Here is a 20,805-nt window from a genome sequence, read left to right as displayed (position 1 = left end):
CCTTTTCACACATTTCTGCTTTGCATTTGCGCCACGCTGCACCAAAAGCACGCCATCCGCAGCACTTAAAATGTGCACGCCGCCCGGCTTTTCCCAGGATAACGCACTACCCGTTCGCCGCGCGTTCAGGTTTAGTCTCAATTTCCGGCGCGATCGAAGGGGTTTTCACTGGCTGGCAAGAGAATTGCAGTATCCCTTTTACCGGAACTACACCCTCTTCCCGCCGTTGGCGGGAGGCGACAGCAGGACGCGCGGGCAGGCCGGGGAAGTCACTGCGTATGCGGGCGTCAGAACACCTGCGCCCAAGCTGTTTTCCGATACCCTGTCTGAAGGAGAAGCGCCATGTTAAGTCTGCACGCGGTTAACCACTTTTACGGCACGCAGCATACGCTGTGGGACGTCAGCCTCGATCTTTTGCCCGGCGAGTGCACCTGCGTTATCGGCGCGCCGGGCATGGGAAAAACCACGCTGCTGAACTGCGTGGCAGGTTATCTGCCGGTTAAGAGCGGCAGCATGCTCTGGCGCGAGGCCGGACAAGCGCCGCAGGAGCTGCTGCGCGTCGGCGCGGACGCCCGCGCGGCGCTGGGCATCCGTTACGTGCCGCAGGAGCGGCGCTATTTTTCACAGCTGACGGTGGAGGAGAATCTGCATATCGCGCTGCGCGCGCAGCCTGAGATCGCGACGAGCCCGGAGCCGGTGTTTGATCTGTTCCCGACGCTCTGGACCAACCGCCACGCGCAGGCCTCCAGGCTCGCGCCGGAGCTCGCGCTCCAGCTGACGCTCGCCCAGGCACTGGTGACGCGCCCGCGGCTGCTGATTCTGGATGAGCCGACGCGCGGCCTCGGGCAGACGTTTATTCCGCGGCTTGCGGATCTGCTCACGCGGCTTAACCGCGAGTGGGGAATGAGCCTGCTGCTGGTGGAGCGTCACCTGTCGTTTATCCGTCGGGTGGCGGATCGCTTCTGTCTGCTGCACCGCGGGCGCGCCGTGGCCCGCGGCAGCGCGGCGCAGTTAACCGATGCGCGACTTATGCACTGGATAACGCCCTAGCGCGCCAGTTTGCTGAGATCGATCCACTGCGCGGCAGGCGTCACGTCAGGCTCGGCCCCCAGCCACGGAATTTCACCCAGCATCGGGGCCGGCAACAGACGCTCAAGCGTGGCGAGATAGTCCTGATGACGGCGGCCGGGCGGCTGCACGTCGTTCGCCACCCAGCCCGCGAGGCGCAGACCCGCGGACTGCACCGCCTGCGCGGTCAGCAGCGCGTGGTTGATGCAGCCAAGCTTAACGCCGACCACTAAAATCACCGGCAGGCGCTCCTGCTGCACCCAGTCGGCGAACGTCGCGTCGTGAGAGAGCGGCGTAAACCAGCCGCCCGCGCCCTCCACCTGCACCCAGTCGGCGAGCGGCTCCAGCGCGCGCAGGCCGGCGGACATCACCGTGAAGTCGATCGGCAGCCCCTCTTCCCGGCTTGCGATATGCGGCGAGGTCGGCTCTTCAAACGTCAGCGGGTTCACCTGCTCGTAGCGCAGCGCCACGCTGCTGTGGCGCTGGAGCGCCAGCGCGTCGCTGTTGCGAAGCCCTTGCGGCGTGATATCGCTGCCGGAGGCGACCGGCTTGTAGCCCGCAGTGCTAAAGCCCGCGGCTTTCGCGGCCTCCAGCAGCGCGCAGCTCGCGATAGTTTTGCCCACTTCGGTATCGGTTCCGGTAATAAACCAGCGTTCAGTCACGTTCAATCACTCCAGAAATCAGATGGTAAGTCAGCGGGAAACGCCCGTCCTGACGCGGCCAGGCGTCTTCGAGCACGCGAAGCTCACGGCGCGTGAGCGTGCGGCTGTCGCGCCCGGCGTGCAGATGGGTGGCGCCAATTCCCTTGAGCGACTGCATGGCGCTGAGCGCATCGCCAAAAAGCAGCGTCATAGGGTGCTGGCACAGCGTCATGCGCGCATCGGGAGCGGCAGCATGAACCGCTTCGGCGCTCGCGAAACGGTTGGCGTGCGGACGGTCATCCACCGCCGCCCACGCCTGATGCAGCTCGCCAAGCGAGCCGTGGACCAGCGTGCTGAACGCCACGCGTCCGTCGGGGCGCGCCACACGCAGCATCCCGGCGAGCGCCTCTGACAGGCTCTGGCACCACTGCACCGCCAGATTGCTCCATACGAGATCAAAGCTGCCGTCGGCAAACGGCAGCGCCTCGATATCGCCCTGCACGTAGCGATGCGCCGCGCCGCGCTCGCGGGCGCGCGCCAGCATGGCCGGGCTTAAGTCAAAGGCCGTCACGTCGCAGCCGCGCGCGCGCCAGTCGAGGCTGCCCGCGCCGGTGCCGCAGCCTGCGTCCAGTACCGTGTTAATGCCCTGCGCGCCGCAGTGTCCGGCAAGCAACTGCGCGCTCTGGCGCTGAAGCGCCGCGAAATCGTCATAGCTGTGGGCCGCGCGGCCAAACGCCGCCGCCACGGCGCGTTTATCAACGGCAACCGTCATATAACGCCTCCAGCAGCGCGTCGATGTCCTCATCCTGATGCGCGGCGCTGAGCGTCAGGCGCAGGCGCGCCGTACCCGCAGGCACGGTCGGCGGACGAATGGCCGTCGCCCAGCAGCCGCGTTCGCGCAGCGTTTCCGCAAGCGTCAGCGCGGCACTGTTCTCACCGACAATCAGCGGCTGAATGGCGGTCTGCGAAGCGGCAAGCGTCAGCGGCAGCGACGCCGCGCCTGCGCGAAACCGCGCAATATTGCGCGCAAGCCGCGCGCGTAAGTCGTCGCCTTCGCGAATAACCGTTAAGGCGGCGTTCAGCGCGCAGGCCTGGGCGGCGGGCATCGCGGTGCTGTAGATGAGATGACGCGCGGTTTGCAGCAGATAGTCCGCCATCGGCGCGCTGCACAAGAGCGCCGCGCCGCTGAGCCCAAAGGCTTTGCCAAACGTCACCAACAGCAGATCGGGCCTGATGCCCGCCACATCGCAGCTGCCCCGCCCTTCGCGCCCCAGCACGCCGATGCCGTGTGCGTCATCCACTATCATCAGCGTCTGAGCGCCTTGCGAAAGGCCCGCGATATCCGCGAGCGGCGCGCTGTCGCCATCCATGCTGAACACCCCTTCGGTAAAGACGAGCGTCAGTCCGTCGCAGGGTTTGTCCAGCAGCGTGGCCAGCGCCGCGGAATCGTTATGCGCGAAGCGGCGCAGCGTCGCCGGGCTGAGGCTTGCGGCTTCGAGCAACGACGCGTGGCTTAAACGGTCGGCGAGAATGCGGTCAGGCTGCTGCATCAGCGCGGTGACCACCGCCTGATTGGCGGCGAAGCCGGAGATAAACAGCAGCGCGCGGTCAAAGCCGAGCCACTGCGCCAGCGCGTTTTCGAGCGACTGATGCGCGTCGCTGTAGCCGCTGACGTGGCCGGACGCGCCGCTCCCCACGCCATACGTCTGCGCGCCCTGTCGCCAGGCCGCGATAAGCGCCGGGTGCTGGCTTAAGCCCAGATAGTCGTTGCCGGAAAAGTTACGGTAGCGCACGCCCTGATGCACCAGCGCGCCGCCGGGCGCCGGCGTGCAGACGACGCGGCGGCGCAGGCTGTGGCTGGCTTCGCGCGCACTCAGCGCTGCATCGATTCTCGCCTGCCAGGTCATACCGCCGCCGCGTTGTAGTATTGCTGGTTGTCCGCGTCGCGCAGCGCGTGCTCCAGGCGTTCCTGCTGCTCGTTATCGCCCGCCAGCACCGCGGTCTGCTGCGGGTTGAGGCCCAGCTTGCGGAACAGCTGCAAATCTTTGTCCTCTTCCGGGTTCGGGGTGGTCAGCAGTTTGCAGCCGTAGAAAATGGAGTTAGCACCCGCCATAAAGCACATCGCCTGGGTCTGCTCGTTCATCTGCTCGCGACCGGCGGAGAGGCGCACGTAAGACGTCGGCATCATGATGCGCGCCACCGCGATGGTGCGGATAAAGTCAAACGCGTCGACATCCTCGTTATCGGCAAGCGGCGTGCCCTTAACTTTCACCAGCATGTTGATTGGCACGCTTTCCGGCGGCGTCGGCAGGTTGGCGAGTTGCAGCAGCAGCCCGGCGCGGTCGGTGACGGTTTCGCCAAGCCCCACGATGCCGCCGGAGCAGACCTTAATGCCCGCCTCGCGCACTTTCTCCAGCGTATCGAGACGCTCCTGATAGGTGCGCGTGGTGATGATGTTGCCGTAGAACTCCGGCGAGGTGTCGAGGTTGTGGTTGTAGTAATCAAGGCCCGCTTCGCCGAGGCGCTGCGCCTGATCGTCGCTCAGCGTGCCGAGCGTCATGCAGGTTTCCAGGCCCAGCGCTTTAACGCCCTGCACCATCTGCTCCAGATACGGCATATCGCGATCGTTCGGGTTTTTCCAGGCAGCGCCCATGCAGAAGCGCGTCGAACCCGCCGCTTTGGCCTTGCGCGCGGAATCGAGCACCTGCTCCACTTCCATCAGGCGCTCGGCCTCAAGCCCGGTTTTGTAGCGCGCGCTCTGTGGGCAGTATTTGCAGTCTTCCGGGCAGGCGCCGGTTTTGATCGACAGCAGCGTGCTGACCTGCACCTGATGCGGATCGAAGTGCTGGCGATGCACCTGTTGCGCTTCAAACAGCAGGTCCAGCAGCGGTTTTTCAAAAAGGTCAGTGACTTGCGACAAAGTCCAGCGTGAAAGGTGAGCCATCGGGCGTCTCCAAAGGGTTTTATTTATCTGGGTTATGGATATACTCGTAAACCTAAATCTTTTTAAAATGGTTTACAAGTCATGTTAACACCCGCCGATCTCGCCTTCGATCGTGACCATATCTGGCACCCTTACACCTCCATGAGCGCGCCGCTGCCGGTCTACCCGGTGACGCACGCCGCTGGCTGCGAACTGCATCTGGCGAGCGGCGAACGGCTGGTGGATGGTATGTCGTCGTGGTGGGCCGCCATTCACGGCTATAACCATCCGCGCCTCAACGCGGCCATGAAAAACCAGATTGACGCGATGTCGCACGTCATGTTCGGCGGCATTACCCACCCCGCCGCGATAGCCCTGTGCCGCAAGCTGGTGGCGATGACCCCGGAAGATCTCGAGTGCGTGTTTCTTGCCGACTCCGGCTCGGTGGCGGTGGAAGTGGCGATGAAAATGGCATTGCAGTACTGGCATGCCCGCGGCGAGCCGCGCCAGCGCTTTCTGACCTTCCGCCACGGCTACCACGGCGACACCTTCGGCGCGATGTCGGTGTGCGATCCGGATAACTCAATGCACAGTCTCTGGAAGGGCTACCTGCCGGAAAACCTGTTCGCGCCCGCGCCGCAGAGCCGTTTTGACGGCGAGTGGGATGAGCGCGATCTCGCGCCGTTCGCCCGCCTGCTGGCCGCGCACCGCCATGAGATAGCCGCGGTTATTCTTGAGCCGATTGTGCAGGGCGCGGGCGGGATGCGGATGTATCATCCGGAGTGGCTTAAGCGCATCCGCCGCATGTGCGATCGCGAAGGGATTTTGCTTATCGCCGATGAGATAGCGACCGGCTTTGGCCGCACCGGCAGGCTGTTCGCCTGCGAGCACGCGGGCGTGACGCCGGATATTCTCTGTCTTGGCAAGGCGCTGACCGGCGGCACGATGACGCTTTCCGCGACCCTCACCACGCGGCATGTCGCCGACACCATCAGCAACGGCGAAGCGGGCTGCTTTATGCACGGCCCGACGTTTATGGGCAATCCGCTCGCCTGCGCGGTGGCGGCCGAGAGCCTGGCGCTGCTGGAAACCGGCGAGTGGCGCGCGCAGGTCGCGGCCATTGAGCGGCAACTTCGCGATGAGCTGGCGCCGTGTCGCGAGCTGCCGCAGGTCGCTGACGTGCGCGTGCTGGGCGCTATCGGCGTCGTGGAAACCACCGCGCCGGTCGAGATGGCCGCGCTTCAGCGCTTTTTCGTGGAACAGGGCGTCTGGGTGCGCCCGTTTGGCCGCCTGATCTATCTGATGCCGCCCTATATCATCACGCCAGAACAGCTCTCGCGTCTCACGCGCGCGGTGTGCGAGGCCGTGAAAAACCCGTCGTTTTTCAGACAGTGAGCGCCCGGCAAGCCGTGAGGGATGCACTACACTTTCAGGATTTGCGATAAACAACCAGGAGAGCGCGATGAAGATTCTGATGGTACTGACCTCCCACGACAGACTGGGTGATACCGGGAAAAAAACCGGCTTCTGGCTGGAAGAGTTTGCAGCGCCTTACTTTGTGTTTCGCGACGCGGGGATCGACGTGACGCTCGCTACGCCGCAGGGCGGCCAGCCGCCGCTCGATCCGAAAAGCGACGCGCCGGACGCGCAGACCGCCGACACCCGGCGTTTTCGCGAAGATCAAGAGGCTCAGGCCACGCTTGCGAATACCGCGCGGCTCGATGAAATCAACGCCGATGAGTACGACGCGCTGTTTTACCCGGGTGGCCACGGCCCGCTGTGGGATCTCGCCGATCACCCGATTTCCATCGCCCTTATCGAACACTACTGGGGCAGCGGCAAGCCCGTCGCGACGGTGTGCCACGCGCCGGGCGTGCTGCGCCATGTGAAAAAGCCCGACGGCAGCCCGCTGGTGGAAGGCAAACGCGTCACCGGCTTTACCAACAGCGAAGAAGAGGCGGTCGGGCTGACGAATGTTGTCCCGTTCCTGGTAGAAGATGCCCTGAAAGCGGCCGGCGGCCAGTTTGAGCGCACCGATGACTGGGGCGTGCATGTGGTCGTCGACGGGCATCTGGTGACCGGCCAGAACCCGGCCTCTTCCGCGGCGACCGCCGAAGCGCTGTTAAAATTGCTTCATCTGTAAGCGGGGAAACGGCATGAAGTTAATCAGTGTGAATTTTAACGACGGGGATAAACTCCCCGCCCGCCATGTGTTTAACGGCATGGGCTACGAGGGCGATAATATTTCGCCCCATCTCACCTGGGATGAGGTGCCGCCCGGCACGAAAAGCTTCGTGGTGACCTGTTACGATCCTGACGCTCCCACCGGCTCCGGCTGGTGGCACTGGATCGTTGCGAATCTACCCGCGGATACCCGCGTGCTGCCGCAGGGCGCGGGGTCTGGTCAGGCTGACCTGCCGGACGGCGCTATTCAGACGCGCACCGATTTCGGCACCGCAGGCTATGGCGGCGCGGCACCGCCGAAAGGGGAAACACACCGCTATATTTTCACGGTGCACGCCCTGGATGTGGAGCGTATTGAGGTCGATGAAAACGCCAGCGGCGCGATGGTCGGGTTTAATGTGCACTTCCACCGGCTCGCCAGCGCCTCGCTGACGGCGCACTACATCTGAATCATTTTGAAGCCGGTTATCACAATCGGCTTCCCGTTTCGCTCAACTTAGTATAAAAAAGCAGGCTCTTGTGCGTTCCCCCATTTTAAACAGGCTTAGCAAGGAGCATCCCTTGAACACATTTTCGGTCTCCCGTCTGGCGCTGGCGTTCGCTTTTGGCGTGACACTGACTGCATGCAGCTCAACGCCACCGGACCAACGTCCTTCTGAACAACGCGCGCCGGGTACGTCGGCTCGCCCGGTGCTGTCTGCGGATGAAGCGAAAAATTTCGTCCCGGCGCGTTACTTCGCCAATATCGATCCGAATGCCGCGCCGTGGGCGCCCTCCCCGATTCGACTGCCTGAAAGAGCGGACTTCGTGGTCGGCCAGGCGGGCGAGCAGGGCGTGACCCATACCAGCATTCAGGCGGCGGTTGACGCAGCCATTGCCCGTCACGCTTCAGCGCGCCAGTACATCGCTATCCTTCCGGGCACCTACGAAGGCACTGTCTACGTGCCTGCGGCGCCGGGCAGCGTTACGCTTTACGGCACCGGCGAAAAACCGCTGGATGTGAAAATCAGCGCCGCGCTGGACAGCGAAATGGATGCCAACACCTGGCGTCGTACCGTGAACCCGTCCGGCAAATATATGCCCGGCAAACCGGCCTGGTATATGTTCGACAACTGCCAGAACCGCCGCAACGGCACCGTCGGCCTGATGTGTTCCGCGGTGTTCTGGTCGCAGAATAATGGCCTGCAACTGCAAAACCTGACCATCGAAAACAGCCTCGGCGACGCCGCAGGCGAAGGTCAGCACCAGGCTGTCGCGCTGCGCACCGATGGCGACCGCGTGCAGATCAACAAAGTGAATGTCCTGGGCCGCCAGAATCCGTTCCTGGTGACCAACAGCGATATCCGTAACCGCTTCACGCCGGATCGTCTGACCCGTACCCAGGTGACGAACAGCTACGTGGAAGGCGATGTGGATCTGGTCGCGGGCCGCGGCGCGGTGGTGTTTGATAACACCGAATTCCGCGTGGTGAACACGCGTACCCAAAAAGAAGGTTATGTGTTTGCGCCAGCGACCATGCCGAACTTCTATTACGGCTTCCTCGCCGTGAACAGCCGCTTTGTGGCGGCCGGTGAAGGCGTGGCGCAGCTTGGCCGCGCATGGGATATGGACGCGAGCGCCAATGGTTATACCCCGGGCCAGACGCCGAACGGTCAGGTAGTTATCCGCGACAGCGTGATTGACGCCGGTTTCAACACCGCGCAGCCGTGGGGCCCGGCGCTGGGCTCACAGCGTCCGTTCACCGGCAACATCGGCGCGCAGGACGATAAAGGCAATATCCAGCGCGATCTGAACGACGCGAACGCCAACCGTCTGTGGGAATACAACAACCGCGGACTGGGCAGCAAAGTGATTGCCGAACCGAAAAAGTAATCGCCCGGCATTAACGAGCGGCAGAAAAAAGGGGGAGCAATCCCCCTTTTCTTTACCTGTTTGTTGACGCAAGGCAATCGCCTGACGGCGGCGGGCCCGTATGATAAAGGCGTTGAGAACAACAGACGTGCAGGGTGGCTCACCACCGCCCATAAAAAAACCTCGCCGCGGCGAGGTTTTTTATTTTTAGGCGTCGAAGGCGTTAATCACGACCCACATCGGCCCCTGGCCTACCGCGTAACGGCCTTTTTCCGCGAGCAGCCCCTGCTCGCCTTCAATGCCGTAAACCGCAATGTGATGCGATTTCTGGCCGGCGGCAATCAGATACTGACCGCTGTTGTCGATGTTGAAGCCGCGCGGCTGGGTTTCGGTGGGCTGGTGCCCTTGCACCGCCAGGACGCTGCCATCTTCAGAAACAGTAAAGACCGTAATCACGCTGGCGGTGCGATCGCAGGCGTAGAGGTGACGGCCATCCGGCGTAATGTGGATATCCGCCGCCCAGCGGGTATCGGAGAAATCGGCCGGCATCATATCCAGCGTCTGCACGCATTCGATATTGCCGTGCGGATCGCTCAGCGCCCAGACATCCACCGAGCTGTTCAGCTCATTCACGCAGTAAGCGAACGGTTTGCTCGGGTGGAAAACCATATGGCGCGGCCCGGCGCCCGCGACGGTGGTCACTTCCGCTGGCGTTTGCGGCTCCAGCTTGCCGTCGTCCGAAAGCGTAAACAGGCAGATGCGATCCTGCTTCAGCGCAGGCACCCACAGGGTGCGGTTATCCGGAGAGATATTCGCGGAGTGGCAGCCTTCCAGCCCTTCCACCACGGTGACGGTCTCGCCCGGCAGGCCGTCGTTCAGGCGCACCACGCTTACGCTGCCCGCGTTATAGGAGCCGCTGAACAGGAAACGGCCGGTATGATCGGTCGAAATGTGGGTAGGGCTGCCCGGCAGCGGCGCTTCGCCCGCTTCGCTGAGCGTGCCGTCATGGGCGGCGATGCGGTACGCGATAACGCGAAATTCCGGGCGCACGCCGACGTAGAGGAAACGCTTATCGGGGCTGATAACCATCGGCTGAACCTGCCCTGGCGCATCCACCACCTGCAACAGCGTCAGCGTGCCCTGCGGCTCCAGACGCCAGACGTGGATCTGCTGGCTCTCCGGGCTTGCGGTATAAACGGTTTGTTTCATGAATACTCCTTGCTTCACTGAGCTTGAAAGACTGTTTCAAGGGTAGCGTGTTTTATCTTCCTGTGCCGACGCAGGCCATGCGGGTTTCGCGCGACGTCTGTCGCGGTGTACCATCAACCGGATATCTGACTGACGACCTGGAAACCTGCATGACTTTTCGCGTAATCGCTCTCGACTTAGACGGCACGTTGTTAACCGCTCAAAAAACCATCCTCCCGGAATCCCTCGACGCGCTGGCGCGCGCGAAAGCGGCCGGGCTGAAACCGGTGATCGTCACCGGGCGCCACCATAATGCCATCCATTCTTTTTATCAGGCACTGGCGCTCGATACACCTGCCATTTGTTGTAATGGCACTTATTTGTATGATTATCAAGCGGAAAAGGTCATCACCGCCGATCCGATGAGCCCGCAGCAGGCTGAAAGGCTGCTGGAATTACTGAGCGACGCGGGAATCCCGGCGCTGATGTATATGGATGACGCGATGCTGTATGAACACGCCTGCGGCCATATCGAGCGCACTCAGAACTGGGCGCTGCGCCTGCCTGAAGCGCAGCGCCCGGTGTTCCGCCAGGTCGATTCGCTGCGCGAGGCGGCCCGCTCGGTGGACAATATCTGGAAATTCGCGCTCACCGGGGAAGACATTCCGCGTCTGCAAAGCCTCGCGTTGACGATTGAGCGCGAGCTGGGCCTCGCCTGCGAATGGTCATGGCACGATCAGGTCGATGTGGCAGCGCCTGGCAACAGCAAGGGCAAACGCCTGGCGCAGTGGGTGGAATCGCAGGGATTAGCGATGGATCAGGTGGTGGCGTTCGGAGATAACCATAACGACATCTCCATGCTGGAGCGCGCCGGGCTTGGCATCGCCATGGGCAACGCCGACGACGTCGTGAAATCGCACGCCGACAAAGTCATCGGCCCCAATAGCGAGGCCAGCATTGCCGACGCGCTGCGTCAGTGGGTGCTTTAAGTCGTTATCGACACGCTTTTTATCTGGGCGTAGAGCCACAGGCCGGGCTTGATGGCCAGCTCGTCGCGCGCCCAGGGGCTGATGCGCGCCCAAAGGGTGCGCGAGCCCACCTCCAGTTGCACTTCCACCTGCCCGTTGTCGTCGTAACACTGCGCCACACGGGCGCGCAGAATATTGCGGATGCTGCTTTGCAGCGGCGGCTGTAGCACCAGCGACACGTCAGACGCCTGAATGCGAATGCGCAGCGCCGTCTGAAGCGGCTTTTCGATACGATTAACCCACAGGTGCTGATCGCCCAGCGCCAGCGCCGTCATCGCGTAATGCGGGTGGTGCTCAAGCACCGTGACTTTCAGCACGCTGCTCTGCTGCTCGGGCGGCAGCCACGGGTACATCACGCTGCTGCCCCAGATATCCTCCAGGCTGCCGAACGCTTTCACCTCGCCCTGCTCCAGCACCAGCACTTTATCAGCCAGATGCAGGATCTCCTCCAGCGAATGGCTGACGTAGAGCATCGGGATATTGATTTCGCGCGCCAGCCGTTGCAGGTACGGCAGCAGTTCGCGCTTGCGCGGCACGTCGAGCGAGGCGAGCGGTTCGTCAAGCAGCAGCAGCTCGGGCGCCGTCAGCAGCGCGCGGCCAATCGCCACGCGCTGTTTTTCACCGCCCGAGAGCGTGCCCGGCAAACGGTCGAGCAGCGGCTCGATGCCGAGCAGCGTCACCAGTTTGTCGAACTGCGACGCCATCTCTTTCGCCATGCCATATTTCAGGTTGCCGCGCACTTTATAATGCGGAAAGAGGCGCGCATCCTGAAAGACATAGCCGACGCGGCGTTTTTCCGGCGGCAGAAAGGTGTCGGTTTCGGTGTCGCTCAGCACGCGATCGTTTAACACAATGCGTCCGTGCTGCGGGCGGGTCAGCCCGCTAATGGCGTTAATCAGGGACGTTTTGCCCGCGCCCGACACGCCAAACACGGCGGTAATGCCGCTCCCCGGCAGGGTTTCGTTAACCGTCAGGCGATGCTTGCCGAGCACCTGGGTGAAATTCAGCTCCAGCATCAGGACGCTCCCAGACGGCGGCGGCTCTGGCGCGCCAGCCATTCAGAAAACATCAGCGAGCAGAGCGCCAGCGCAATGGCGATCACGCACAGGCGCGCGGCGGCGCTTTCGCCGCCCGGCGTCTGAATGAGCGTATACATCGCCGACGGCAATGTGCGGGTTTCGCCCGGAATATTGGAAACAAAGGTAATGGTCGCGCCGAACTCGCCAAGCGAGCGGGCAAAGGCCAGCACGGTGCCGACGATAATGCCCGGCAGCGTCAACGGCAGCGTGATGGTGAAAAAGACGCGCCAGCGCCCGGCGCCGAGCGTACGGGCCGCCGCCTCAAGACGGATATCGACCGCCTCCAGCGCCAGGCGAATGGCGCGCACCATCAGCGGGAACGCCATCACCGCCGAGGCGAGCACCGCCCCGCGCCAGCTAAAGGCGAGCGTGATGCCGAAGAGATCGTAAAGCCATTCGCCTATCAGACCGCGGCGGCCAAACACCACCAGCAGCAGATAGCCGACCACCACCGGCGGCAGCACCAGCGGCAGATGAATCACGCCATCCAGCAGCGTTTTGCCCGGGAAAGTGCAGCGCACCAGCACCCAGGCGAGAAGCACCCCGAAGGGCAAACTGATAAGTACCGCAAGTGTAGAGACTTTCAGGCTAAGCAGTACCGCCTGCCATTCGGGTTCCGTCAACATCATTGGCTGGTTGTAAATCCGTATCGTTTAAACACTGCGGCAGCTTCCGGGCCCTGCAGATAGCGGTAAAACGCGCTGACCGTCGGGTTGTTATGCCCGTCGATGATCGCCAGCGGATATTCCACTTTCTGATGGGAATCCTCCGGGAAGGTGCCAACCACTTTCACGCCGTGACTCGCCACGGCGTCAGAACCATAGACGATGCCCAGCGGGGCTTCGCCGCGCTCCACCAGCGCCAGCGCGCCGCGGACATCTTCCGCAGGCGCGAGCTGAGCGGAGAGCGTCTCCCACGCGCCGAGTTTTTGCAATGCCTCTTTCGCGTAAATCCCGGCCGGGACATGCGCCGGATCGCCCACCGCCAGACGGCCGCCTTTCAGCAGGCTTTTCCAGTCGGTGCTGCGGTTAATCACGATATCGCCCTGCGCGCTTTTCGCCGGCGCCACCACCACAAGACTATTGCCGAGGAGCGTTTTACGGCTCGGCGCGTCAATCGCTTTTTTATCGGCGGCGTAATCCATCCACTTCTGATCGGCGGAGATAAAAATATCCGCCGGCGCCCCGGCTTCTATCTGGCGCGCGAGCGTGGAAGAGGACGCGAACGACGAGACCACTTTCACCTCATGCCCTTTGGCATAGTCTTTGGCGATATCCTGCATCGCGTTGGTCAGCGACGCGGCGGCGAACACGGTGACCGTGTTGTCCTGCGCCAGAGAAGCGCCGACCGCGCCCGCGCTTAAGGTGACGCCGAGCGCCAGTTTTACCCATAATGTTGCCATGACCTGCTCCTTACCGTTTCGTTATATAAGAAATAATATAACGCTGCGGGCAGGGTTTTCCCAGCAATTATCTATCGGCAAAAAAAGCGGCGGCTTGAGGGCGCAGAGAGGAAAACGCCCGGCAAAGCCGGGCGCGGGGGGAATCAGCGGTGCTGTTTAGACTGGTCTTTGTGACCGACGCCGGAGAAGATATTGAACACTTCACCGAGGCCCCAGATTAACCCCAGGATCACGGCCATCACCACCGGCACCATAATCACGGCAAATGCCAGACTTTTCAACAACTCGAACATGGTTGCCTCCTGAAAACAGTAAACCGTCATTCTAGCGGCATCCGCACGAAACATCCTGCCCTTTTGTGCCATTTGCGCCGAGCCGCCGCTTTCCTTCACAATAGTCTTTTGCCCGGCTGGAGGCCACCATGCAGGCCGATATTCTCCTTACGCTTAAACTGCACGACAAAATTTTTGCCGACCCGCGGCGCATCAATCTGCTGAAACAGGTGGCGCTCACGGGCTCCATCAGTCAGGGCGCGAAACTCGCGGGCATCAGCTATAAAAGCGCGTGGGACGCCATCAACGAGATGAACCAGCTTGGCGATAAACTGCTGGTGGAGCGCGCCACCGGCGGCAAAGGGGGCGGCGGCGCGCAGGTGACGCCTTACGGCGAGCGGCTTATCGCGCTCTACGATCTGCTGGGCCAAATACAGCAAAAGGCGTTTAACGCGCTTTCTGACGACGCGCTGCCGCTGGACAGCCTGCTGGCCGCCATCGCCCGCTTCTCGCTGCAAACCAGCGCCCGTAACCAGTGGTTCGGCGAAGTGATCAGCCGCGACGCCTGCCCGGTTCAGGAGACTATCGAAATTGCGCTCGCCGGGAGCGGCACGCGAATCAACGCCGCGGTCACCACGCAGAGCGCTGAGCGGCTGGCGCTTTCGCCGGGCAAAGAGGTGCTGGCGCTCGTTAAAGCGCCGTGGGTGCATCTGACCCGCGATCCGCAGGAGGCCGCTCACGCCGATAACCAGCTCGCCGGCACCATCAGTCATATCGCCCGCACCCCACAACACTGCGAAATTATCCTGACCCTGCATGACGGCCAGACGCTCTGCGCCACGCTAACACCGGAAGCCGCGCAGGCGTTAAACCCGCAGGAAGGCCTGACGGTGACCGCCTGGTTTAACGCCGACAGCGTGATCGTCGCCACCCTCTGTTAACCGCAGCCGTTGACATCGCGCCGTGAAAAACGTATCCCTGTGGTTTTATGCTGCAAAAAATGGGATACGGGATGACAACGTTGCAAATTATGCAAGGCACGTTTCGCATTGGCGATACGCGCGCGCTTCATATTGAGGACCTGATTATCCACGCGGGCGAGAGCTGGGCGTTTGTCGGCGCTAACGGCAGCGGCAAATCGTCACTCGCGCGGGCGCTGGCGGGCGAGCTCACGACAGAGAAAGGCGATTGCGTATGCCAGTTTTCCCGCATCGCCCTGCTCTCGTTTGAACAACTGCAAAAACTGGTCAGCGCCGAGTGGCAGCGCAATAACACCGATATGCTGAGCCCGGACGAAGACGACACCGGGCGCACCACCGCGCAGATTATTCAGGATGAGGTGCACGATCCGGCGCGTTGCGCGGCGCTGGCGGCGCGATTCGGCATCGATGCGCTGCTGGCGCGGCGCTTTAAATATCTCTCCACCGGCGAAACCCGCAAAACGCTGCTCTGCCAGGCGCTGATGTCGCAGCCCGATTTACTGATCCTCGACGAGCCGTTCGACGGCCTCGATGTCGCCTCACGCGAACAGCTCGCGCGGCTGCTTGGCGAGCTGAGCGCGCAGGGCCTGACGCTGGTGCTGATCCTGAACCGCTTTGATGAGATCCCCGATTTTGTGCAGCACGCGGGCGTGGTGGCGGACTGCACGCTGGTGGAGACAGGCGATAAAGCCACACTACTGAACCAGGCCCTGGTGGCGCAGCTGGCCCACAGCGAGAAGCTGTCGGGCGTACGACTGCCGGAAGCGGACGAGCCCGCGGCGCGCCACTCGCTGAGTGCCGCCGAACCGCGCATTGTGCTGCGAAACGGGGTGGTCTCGTATAACGACCGCCCGATTCTGAACGATCTGAGCTGGACGGTGCGCCCCGGCGAACACTGGCAAATCGTCGGCCCCAACGGCGCGGGGAAATCGACGCTGTTAAGCCTCGTGACGGGCGACCATCCGCAGGGCTACAGCAATGACCTGACGCTCTTCGGACGTCGCCGCGGCAGCGGCGAAACCATCTGGGATATCAAAAAGCATATCGGCTATGTCAGCAGCAGTTTGCATCTCGATTACCGCGTCAGCGCCTCGGTGCGCAGCGTGATCCTTTCCGGTTATTTCGATTCCATCGGCATTTATCAGGCCGTCTCGGACCGCCAGCAGCAGCTGACGCGCGAATGGCTCGATATTCTCGGCATGAACGACGCCACCGCCGACGCGCCGTTTCACAGCCTCTCCTGGGGTCAGCAGCGGCTGGCGCTGATAGTGCGCGCGCTGGTGAAACACCCGACGCTGCTGATCCTTGATGAGCCGTTGCAGGGGCTCGACCCGCTGAACCGCCAGCTGGTGCGCCGTTTTGTGGATGTGCTGATTAGCGAGGGCGAAACGCAGTTGCTGTTTGTCTCGCACCACGCCGAAGACGCGCCGCAGTGCATGACCCACCGTTTAACCTTCATTCCTGACGGCGACAGCTACCGTTATCAGTTCGATACGCTGCGTTAACGCACAGCGTTTTGACGCGGGCCGGGCGTTTCCCTGCCCGCCTCCCGCTTTCACTTTCAGATTAGCTGCAAATGCGCGCGTCGCGTTTTGTTTTACAATGGCTTAGCGTTGTCAGCCCACTGAGTGAAAACCTGTGTAAACGATTCCACTAATTTATCCCATGTCACACTTTTTGGCTCTCTGTTATGCTATGGTTAATACATACCATAAGCGTAATGGAGCCAAATATGCGAGTTCTGGTAACGGGTGGTAGCGGTTACATCGGAAGTCATACCTGTGTGCAGCTGCTGCAAAACAATCATGATGTGGTCATCCTTGATAACCTCTGCAATAGCAAGCGCAGCGTGCTGCCGGTGATTGAGCGTCTGGGCGGCAAGGCCGCGACGTTTATCGATGGCGATATCCGCGATGAAGCGCTGCTGCGCGAGATTTTCCACGACTATTCTATCGATACGGTGATCCATTTCGCCGGTCTGAAAGCGGTCGGCGAATCCGTCGCGAAACCGCTGGAGTATTACGACAATAACGTCAACGGTACGCTGCGCCTGATCTCCGCCATGCGCGCCGCGGGCGTCACCAATTTTATTTTCAGCTCCTCCGCGACCGTCTACGGCGACCAGCCGAAAATCCCTTACGTCGAAAGCTTCCCGACCGGCACGCCGCAAAGCCCGTATGGCAAAAGCAAGCTGATGGTCGAGCAGATCCTGACCGACCTGCAAAAAGCCTGCCCGGAGTGGAGCATCGCGCTGCTGCGTTATTTCAACCCGGTCGGCGCGCATCCGTCGGGCGATATGGGCGAAGATCCGCAGGGCATCCCGAACAACCTGATGCCGTATATCGCGCAGGTGGCGGTAGGCCGTCGTGAGTCGCTGGCGGTTTTCGGTAACGATTACCCGACCAAAGACGGCACCGGCGTGCGCGACTATATCCACGTCATGGATCTCGCCGACGGCCACGTTGCCGCGATGCAACAACTGGCCGATAAGCCGGGCGTGCATATCTACAACCTCGGCGCAGGCGTCGGCAGCAGCGTGCTGGATGTCGTGAACGCGTTCAGCAAAGCCTGCGGCAAGCCTATCAATTATCACTTCGCGCCGCGCCGCGACGGCGATCTGCCCGCGTACTGGGCGGACGCCACCAAAGCAGACCAGGATCTGAACTGGCGCGTGACGCGTTCATTACAGGAAATGGCGGACGACACCTGGCGCTGGCAGTCACGTCATCCCCAAGGTTATCCCGATTAAAGGAAGTCAGATGGAACAGTTTAACCCCGTGGATCATCCGCACCGTCGTTATAACCCGCTGACCGGACAATGGATTCTGGTTTCGCCGCATCGCGCCAAGCGCCCCTGGCAGGGGGCGCAGGAAACGCCTGCGAAACAGACGCTGCCGCAGCACGATCCCGATTGTTTTCTCTGCCCCGGCAACACCCGCGTCACCGGGGATAAAAACCCGCAGTACACCGGCACCTATGTGTTTACCAACGATTTCGCCGCGCTGATGACCGATACGCCGGACGCGCCGCAAAGCGCCGATCCGCTGATGCGTCTTGAGAGCGCCCGCGGCACCAGCCGCGTGATTTGCTTCTCGCCGGATCACAGCAAAACGCTGCCGGAGCTGACGCTGCCCGCGCTCGAAGAAGTGGTGAACACCTGGCAGACGCAAACGGCTGAGCTGGGGAAAACCTACCCGTGGGTGCAGGTGTTTGAAAATAAAGGCGCGGCGATGGGCTGCTCTAACCCGCATCCGCACGGTCAGATTTGGGCCAACAGCTTCCTGCCGAATGAAGCCGAGCGTGAAGACAGGCTGCAGCGCGAGTATTTCGAACAGCAAGGCTCGCCGATGCTGGTGGATTACGCCCAGCGTGAGCTCGCAGACGGCAGCCGCACCGTGGTGGAAACCGAACACTGGCTGGCGGTGGTGCCGTACTGGGCGGCATGGCCGTTTGAAACGCTGCTGCTGCCGAAAACGCACATTCTGCGCATGACCGATTTGACTGACGCGCAGCGCAGCTGCCTTGCGGTGGCGCTGAAAAAACTCACCAGCCGCTACGACAACCTGTTCCAGACCTCGTTCCCCTACTCGATGGGCTGGCACGGCGCGCCGTTCAATGGCGAAGAGAACACGCACTGGCAGCTTCACGCCCACTTCTACCCGCCGCTGCTGCGCAGCGCCACGGTACGTAAATTTATGGTGGGGTATGAAATGCTGGCGGAAACCCAGCGTGATTTAACCGCCGAACAGGCGGCAGAGCGCCTGCGCGCCGTCAGCGACGTCCATTTTCGCGAATCCGGAGAATAACAATGAGCCTGAAAGAAAAGACACACGCCCTGTTTGCCGAAAAATTCGGCTACCCTGCCACCACCCATATTCAGGCGCCGGGCCGCGTTAACCTTATTGGCGAGCACACCGACTATAACGACGGTTTCGTGCTGCCCTGCGCTATCGATTACCAGACGGTGATCAGCTGCGCGAAGCGTGACGACCGCCGCGTGCGCGTGGTTGCCGCCGATTACGATAACCAAACCGATGAGTTTTCTCTCGATGAGCCGATTCTGACGCACGACAGCCAGCAGTGGTCGAACTATGTGCGCGGCGTGGTGAAGCATCTGCAACAGCGCGACCCTGGCTTCGGCGGCGCCGATCTGGTGATCAGCGGCAATGTGCCGCAGGGCGCGGGCTTAAGCTCTTCCGCGTCGCTGGAAGTGGCGGTCGGCACCGTGTTCCGCCACCTCTATCACCTTTCGCTCGACGGCGCGCAGATCGCTCTGAACGGCCAGGAAGCGGAAAACCAGTTCGTCGGCTGCAACTGCGGGATCATGGATCAGTTGATCTCCGCGCTCGGCAAAAAAGACCATGCGCTGCTTATCGACTGCCGCAGCCTCGGCACCAAAGCCGTACCGATGCCGCAGGGCGTCGCGGTCGTTATTATCAACAGTAATTTTAAACGCACGCTGGTCGGCAGCGAGTACAACACCCGCCGCGAGCAGTGCGAAACCGGCGCGCGTTTCTTCACGCAAAAAGCGCTGCGCGACGTGAGCCTGGATCAATTTAACGCCGTGGCGCATGAGCTTGACCCGATTGTGGCTAAACGCGTGCGCCATGTCCTGACTGAAAACGCCCGCACCGTGGAAGCGGCTGACGCGCTGGCGAAAGGCGACCTGAGCCGGATGGGCAAACTGATGGCGGAATCTCACGCCTCGATGCGCGACGACTTTGAAATTACCGTTCCGCAGATCGATACTCTGGTGGAGATTGTGAAATCGGTAATCGGTGACCAGGGCGGCGTGCGCATGACGGGCGGCGGCTTCGGCGGCTGCGTCGTGGCGCTGGTGCCGGAAGCTATCGTGCCGGAAGTGCAGGCTGCCGTGGAGGCGCAGTACGAAGCGCGCACCGGTATTAAAGAAACGTTTTACGTGTGCAAACCTTCAGAAGGAGCAGGTCTGTGCTAAAAGAGACGCCACAACTGGCCCCGGATGGCCAGCCGTATCGTATCTCCACCCTGCGCAACGCCGCAGGGATGGTCGTGACCGTGATGGACTGGGGCGCGACGCTGCTGTCGGCCCGCGTCCCGATGAAAGACGCCAGCGTGCGCGAAACGCTGCTGGGCTGTCCGAGCCCGGAAGTCTGGCTTGAGCAGACCGCGTTTCTCGGCGCGTCGGTGGGCCGTTACGCCAACCGCATCGCGCAGTCGCGATTTACGCTGGATGGCAAGACATATTCCCTGACGCCGAGCCAGGGTGAAAACCAGCTGCATGGCGGCCCGGAAGGGTTCGACAAACGCCGCTGGCGCATTGTGCGCCAGAACGGGCAGGAAGTGCTTTATACGCTGGATTCGCAGGATGGCGACCAGGGTTATCCCGGCGAGCTGCGCGCCACCGCGCATTTCCGCCTGACCGACGATAACCGCATCAGCATTGAATATCGCGCCCGCGTGGATAAACTGTGTCCGGTCAACCTTACGAATCACGCCTATTTCAACCTGGACGGCGAGCAGAACGACGTGCGCGGCCATCGCCTGCAACTCTTCGCAGGGCGCTATCTGCCGGTTGACGAGCAGGGCATTCCGCGCGAGGGTCTGGCGGACGTCGCGGGAACCGGTTTTGATTTCCGCGAGCCGAAAAAAATCGCGCAGGATTTCCTGAAAGACGAAGGCCAGCAGCGCGTAAAAGGCTATGACCACGCCTGGCTGCTGGACGCGAAAGGCGATCTGGAACAGCCTGCGGCGCACGTCTGGTCGAGCGATGAAAAGCTCAAAATGACGGTCTACACCACCGCGCCGGCGTTGCAGTTCTACTCAGGCAACTATCTGGAAGGCACGCCCGCCCGCGAACAGGGCACTTACAGCGCCTGGCAAGGGCTGGCGCTGGAGAGTGAATTCCTGCCGGACAGCCCCAACCACCCGGAGTGGCCGCAGCCGGACTGCGTTTTGCGTCCGGATCAGGAATACCAGAGCATCACGCACTATCACTTTATTCCTCAGTAAATCTCAGCCCTCTTTAAAAGAGGGCTTTTTTTTCGCCATGTTGCTGTTATTACCGCCAGTTACTGACAAAAACATCACCGCCGATTCACATGTGCCTTACACTACACCGCTATTTTCGCTATGTTAAAGGTTTACGTTGCCGCTAACTTCAACACGGCAATATAATGATAACTGTTATCATTCAATCAGGCTTATGAA

21 protein-coding genes are annotated in these 20,805 nt (G+C 61.7%); 12 read left to right on the top strand and 9 right to left on the bottom strand.

The genetic code is table 11. The features are described 5' to 3' along the window. Positions 1–342: 342 nt before the first annotated feature. A complete protein-coding gene (locus tag AFK65_RS06335; protein WP_038857668.1) occupies positions 343–1,050 on the top strand; it encodes an ABC transporter ATP-binding protein in 708 nt (235 codons plus the stop codon). On the opposite strand, the gene bioD is transcribed toward AFK65_RS06335, so the two are convergent. From bioD to bioB, 4 genes are read right to left on the bottom strand one after another with little or no spacing between them, the layout of a single operon-like run. Continuing rightward, on the bottom strand, positions 1,047–1,730 hold the full coding sequence (bioD, locus tag AFK65_RS06330; protein WP_007706994.1) for a dethiobiotin synthase: 684 nt from the start codon (positions 1,728–1,730) through the stop codon (positions 1,047–1,049). The two genes, AFK65_RS06335 and bioD, sit on opposite strands and share 4 nt — an antisense overlap. Further along, a complete protein-coding gene (bioC, locus tag AFK65_RS06325) occupies positions 1,723–2,481 on the bottom strand; it encodes a malonyl-ACP O-methyltransferase BioC (protein ID WP_038857670.1) in 759 nt (252 codons plus the stop codon). The genes bioD and bioC overlap by 8 nt, the downstream gene beginning before the upstream one ends. Then, complete coding sequence (bioF, locus tag AFK65_RS06320; protein WP_038857673.1) at positions 2,465–3,616, bottom strand: 8-amino-7-oxononanoate synthase; 1,152 nt, start codon at positions 3,614–3,616, stop codon at positions 2,465–2,467. Before bioF ends, bioC begins: the two co-directional genes overlap by 17 nt. Beyond that, positions 3,613–4,653 carry a biotin synthase BioB gene (gene bioB / locus AFK65_RS06315; RefSeq protein ID WP_007706989.1) on the bottom strand — a complete coding sequence of 347 codons (1,041 nt, stop codon included), beginning with the start codon at positions 4,651–4,653 and terminating at the stop codon, positions 3,613–3,615. Before bioB ends, bioF begins: the two co-directional genes overlap by 4 nt. Positions 4,654–4,734: 81 nt before the next feature. Between bioB and bioA the strand changes: the two genes are divergently transcribed. The 4 genes from bioA (at position 4,735) to AFK65_RS06295 (ending at position 8,688) form a co-directional block, all read left to right on the top strand. Next, on the top strand, positions 4,735–6,027 hold the full coding sequence (gene bioA, locus AFK65_RS06310) for an adenosylmethionine--8-amino-7-oxononanoate transaminase (protein WP_038857674.1): 1,293 nt from the start codon (positions 4,735–4,737) through the stop codon (positions 6,025–6,027). A gap of 67 nt (positions 6,028–6,094) precedes the next feature. Next, complete coding sequence (locus tag AFK65_RS06305; RefSeq protein ID WP_038857676.1) at positions 6,095–6,775, top strand: type 1 glutamine amidotransferase domain-containing protein; 681 nt, start codon at positions 6,095–6,097, stop codon at positions 6,773–6,775. 13 nt (positions 6,776–6,788) lie between these two features. Further along, positions 6,789–7,265: a kinase inhibitor gene (locus AFK65_RS06300; protein WP_007706982.1), complete on the top strand. Its 477-nt coding sequence runs from the start codon at positions 6,789–6,791 to the stop codon at positions 7,263–7,265. Between the two features lie 112 nt (positions 7,266–7,377). Further along, positions 7,378–8,688 carry a putative acyl-CoA thioester hydrolase gene (locus AFK65_RS06295; RefSeq protein WP_038857677.1) on the top strand — a complete coding sequence of 437 codons (1,311 nt, stop codon included), beginning with the start codon at positions 7,378–7,380 and terminating at the stop codon, positions 8,686–8,688. A 186-nt stretch (positions 8,689–8,874) separates the two neighbouring features. On the opposite strand, the gene pgl is transcribed toward AFK65_RS06295, so the two are convergent. Continuing rightward, positions 8,875–9,876, bottom strand: coding sequence for a 6-phosphogluconolactonase (gene pgl / locus AFK65_RS06290; protein ID WP_038857678.1), 1,002 nt, complete (start codon positions 9,874–9,876; stop codon positions 8,875–8,877). A 149-nt stretch (positions 9,877–10,025) separates the two neighbouring features. On the opposite strand from pgl, the gene AFK65_RS06285 reads away from it, so the two are divergent. Continuing rightward, positions 10,026–10,844 (top strand): pyridoxal phosphatase, encoded by an 819-nt coding sequence (locus tag AFK65_RS06285; protein WP_038857680.1) that lies wholly within the window; start codon positions 10,026–10,028, stop codon positions 10,842–10,844. On the opposite strand, the gene modC is transcribed toward AFK65_RS06285, so the two are convergent. The 4 genes from modC to AFK65_RS20765 form a co-directional block, all read right to left on the bottom strand. Beyond that, a complete protein-coding gene (modC, locus tag AFK65_RS06280) occupies positions 10,841–11,899 on the bottom strand; it encodes a molybdenum ABC transporter ATP-binding protein ModC (protein WP_007706950.1) in 1,059 nt (352 codons plus the stop codon). The two genes, AFK65_RS06285 and modC, sit on opposite strands and share 4 nt — an antisense overlap. Then, entirely contained in the window at positions 11,899–12,591 is a 693-nt protein-coding gene (gene modB / locus AFK65_RS06275) for a molybdate ABC transporter permease subunit (RefSeq protein ID WP_007706947.1), read from the bottom strand. The genes modC and modB overlap by 1 nt, the downstream gene beginning before the upstream one ends. Beyond that, positions 12,588–13,364: a molybdate ABC transporter substrate-binding protein gene (gene modA / locus AFK65_RS06270; RefSeq protein WP_007706944.1), complete on the bottom strand. Its 777-nt coding sequence runs from the start codon at positions 13,362–13,364 to the stop codon at positions 12,588–12,590. The genes modB and modA overlap by 4 nt, the downstream gene beginning before the upstream one ends. Before the next feature lie 143 nt (positions 13,365–13,507). Next, on the bottom strand, positions 13,508–13,657 hold the full coding sequence (locus AFK65_RS20765; protein WP_007706936.1) for an AcrZ family multidrug efflux pump-associated protein: 150 nt from the start codon (positions 13,655–13,657) through the stop codon (positions 13,508–13,510). A gap of 128 nt (positions 13,658–13,785) precedes the next feature. Between AFK65_RS20765 and modE the strand changes: the two genes are divergently transcribed. The 6 genes from modE to galM all read left to right on the top strand — a co-directional run bounded on the left by modE (position 13,786) and on the right by galM (position 20,607). Then, the gene (gene modE / locus AFK65_RS06265) at positions 13,786–14,577 is read left to right on the top strand and encodes a molybdenum-dependent transcriptional regulator (protein WP_007706933.1); all 792 of its coding nucleotides are present in this window, start codon (positions 13,786–13,788) and stop codon (positions 14,575–14,577) included. A gap of 71 nt (positions 14,578–14,648) precedes the next feature. Continuing rightward, positions 14,649–16,121 carry a molybdate ABC transporter ATP-binding protein ModF gene (gene modF / locus AFK65_RS06260; RefSeq protein WP_032804420.1) on the top strand — a complete coding sequence of 491 codons (1,473 nt, stop codon included), beginning with the start codon at positions 14,649–14,651 and terminating at the stop codon, positions 16,119–16,121. 227 nt (positions 16,122–16,348) lie between these two features. After that, on the top strand, positions 16,349–17,365 hold the full coding sequence (galE, locus tag AFK65_RS06255; RefSeq protein ID WP_032973440.1) for a UDP-glucose 4-epimerase GalE: 1,017 nt from the start codon (positions 16,349–16,351) through the stop codon (positions 17,363–17,365). Between the two features lie 10 nt (positions 17,366–17,375). Then, entirely contained in the window at positions 17,376–18,422 is a 1,047-nt protein-coding gene (gene galT / locus AFK65_RS06250) for a galactose-1-phosphate uridylyltransferase (protein WP_015386877.1), read from the top strand. 2 nt (positions 18,423–18,424) lie between these two features. After that, positions 18,425–19,573 carry a galactokinase gene (gene galK / locus AFK65_RS06245; protein ID WP_007706919.1) on the top strand — a complete coding sequence of 383 codons (1,149 nt, stop codon included), beginning with the start codon at positions 18,425–18,427 and terminating at the stop codon, positions 19,571–19,573. Beyond that, a complete protein-coding gene (gene galM / locus AFK65_RS06240) occupies positions 19,567–20,607 on the top strand; it encodes a galactose-1-epimerase (RefSeq protein ID WP_007706902.1) in 1,041 nt (346 codons plus the stop codon). The genes galK and galM overlap by 7 nt, the downstream gene beginning before the upstream one ends. Positions 20,608–20,805 lie beyond the last annotated feature (198 nt).

The organism is Cronobacter universalis NCTC 9529 (assembly GCF_001277175.1).
GTDB classification, from domain to species: Bacteria; Pseudomonadota; Gammaproteobacteria; order Enterobacterales; family Enterobacteriaceae; genus Cronobacter; species Cronobacter universalis.
Note: the sequence above shows the minus strand (reverse complement) of the source record. Positions and strands in the feature narration are given on the sequence as shown.

Excerpts from the sequence above, each read along its gene's own strand:
- galK (WP_007706919.1), top strand. The coding sequence starts at position 18,425 with ATGAGCCTGAAAGAAAAGACACACGCCCTGTTTGCCGAAAAATTCGGC.
- bioB (WP_007706989.1), bottom strand. The coding sequence starts at position 4,653 with ATGGCTCACCTTTCACGCTGGACTTTGTCGCAAGTCACTGACCTTTTT.
- AFK65_RS06300 (WP_007706982.1), top strand. The coding sequence starts at position 6,789 with ATGAAGTTAATCAGTGTGAATTTTAACGACGGGGATAAACTCCCCGCC.
- pgl (WP_038857678.1), bottom strand. The coding sequence starts at position 9,876 with ATGAAACAAACCGTTTATACCGCAAGCCCGGAGAGCCAGCAGATCCAC.
- bioF (WP_038857673.1), bottom strand. The coding sequence starts at position 3,616 with ATGACCTGGCAGGCGAGAATCGATGCAGCGCTGAGTGCGCGCGAAGCC.
- AFK65_RS20765 (WP_007706936.1), bottom strand. The coding sequence starts at position 13,657 with ATGTTCGAGTTGTTGAAAAGTCTGGCATTTGCCGTGATTATGGTGCCG.
- modE (WP_007706933.1), top strand. The coding sequence starts at position 13,786 with ATGCAGGCCGATATTCTCCTTACGCTTAAACTGCACGACAAAATTTTT.
- galT (WP_015386877.1), top strand. The coding sequence starts at position 17,376 with ATGGAACAGTTTAACCCCGTGGATCATCCGCACCGTCGTTATAACCCG.
- modF (WP_032804420.1), top strand. The coding sequence starts at position 14,649 with ATGACAACGTTGCAAATTATGCAAGGCACGTTTCGCATTGGCGATACG.
- AFK65_RS06305 (WP_038857676.1), top strand. The coding sequence starts at position 6,095 with ATGAAGATTCTGATGGTACTGACCTCCCACGACAGACTGGGTGATACC.
- galE (WP_032973440.1), top strand. The coding sequence starts at position 16,349 with ATGCGAGTTCTGGTAACGGGTGGTAGCGGTTACATCGGAAGTCATACC.
- modB (WP_007706947.1), bottom strand. The coding sequence starts at position 12,591 with ATGATGTTGACGGAACCCGAATGGCAGGCGGTACTGCTTAGCCTGAAA.
- bioA (WP_038857674.1), top strand. The coding sequence starts at position 4,735 with ATGTTAACACCCGCCGATCTCGCCTTCGATCGTGACCATATCTGGCAC.
- bioC (WP_038857670.1), bottom strand. The coding sequence starts at position 2,481 with ATGACGGTTGCCGTTGATAAACGCGCCGTGGCGGCGGCGTTTGGCCGC.
- AFK65_RS06285 (WP_038857680.1), top strand. The coding sequence starts at position 10,026 with ATGACTTTTCGCGTAATCGCTCTCGACTTAGACGGCACGTTGTTAACC.
- modC (WP_007706950.1), bottom strand. The coding sequence starts at position 11,899 with ATGCTGGAGCTGAATTTCACCCAGGTGCTCGGCAAGCATCGCCTGACG.
- modA (WP_007706944.1), bottom strand. The coding sequence starts at position 13,364 with ATGGCAACATTATGGGTAAAACTGGCGCTCGGCGTCACCTTAAGCGCG.
- AFK65_RS06335 (WP_038857668.1), top strand. The coding sequence starts at position 343 with ATGTTAAGTCTGCACGCGGTTAACCACTTTTACGGCACGCAGCATACG.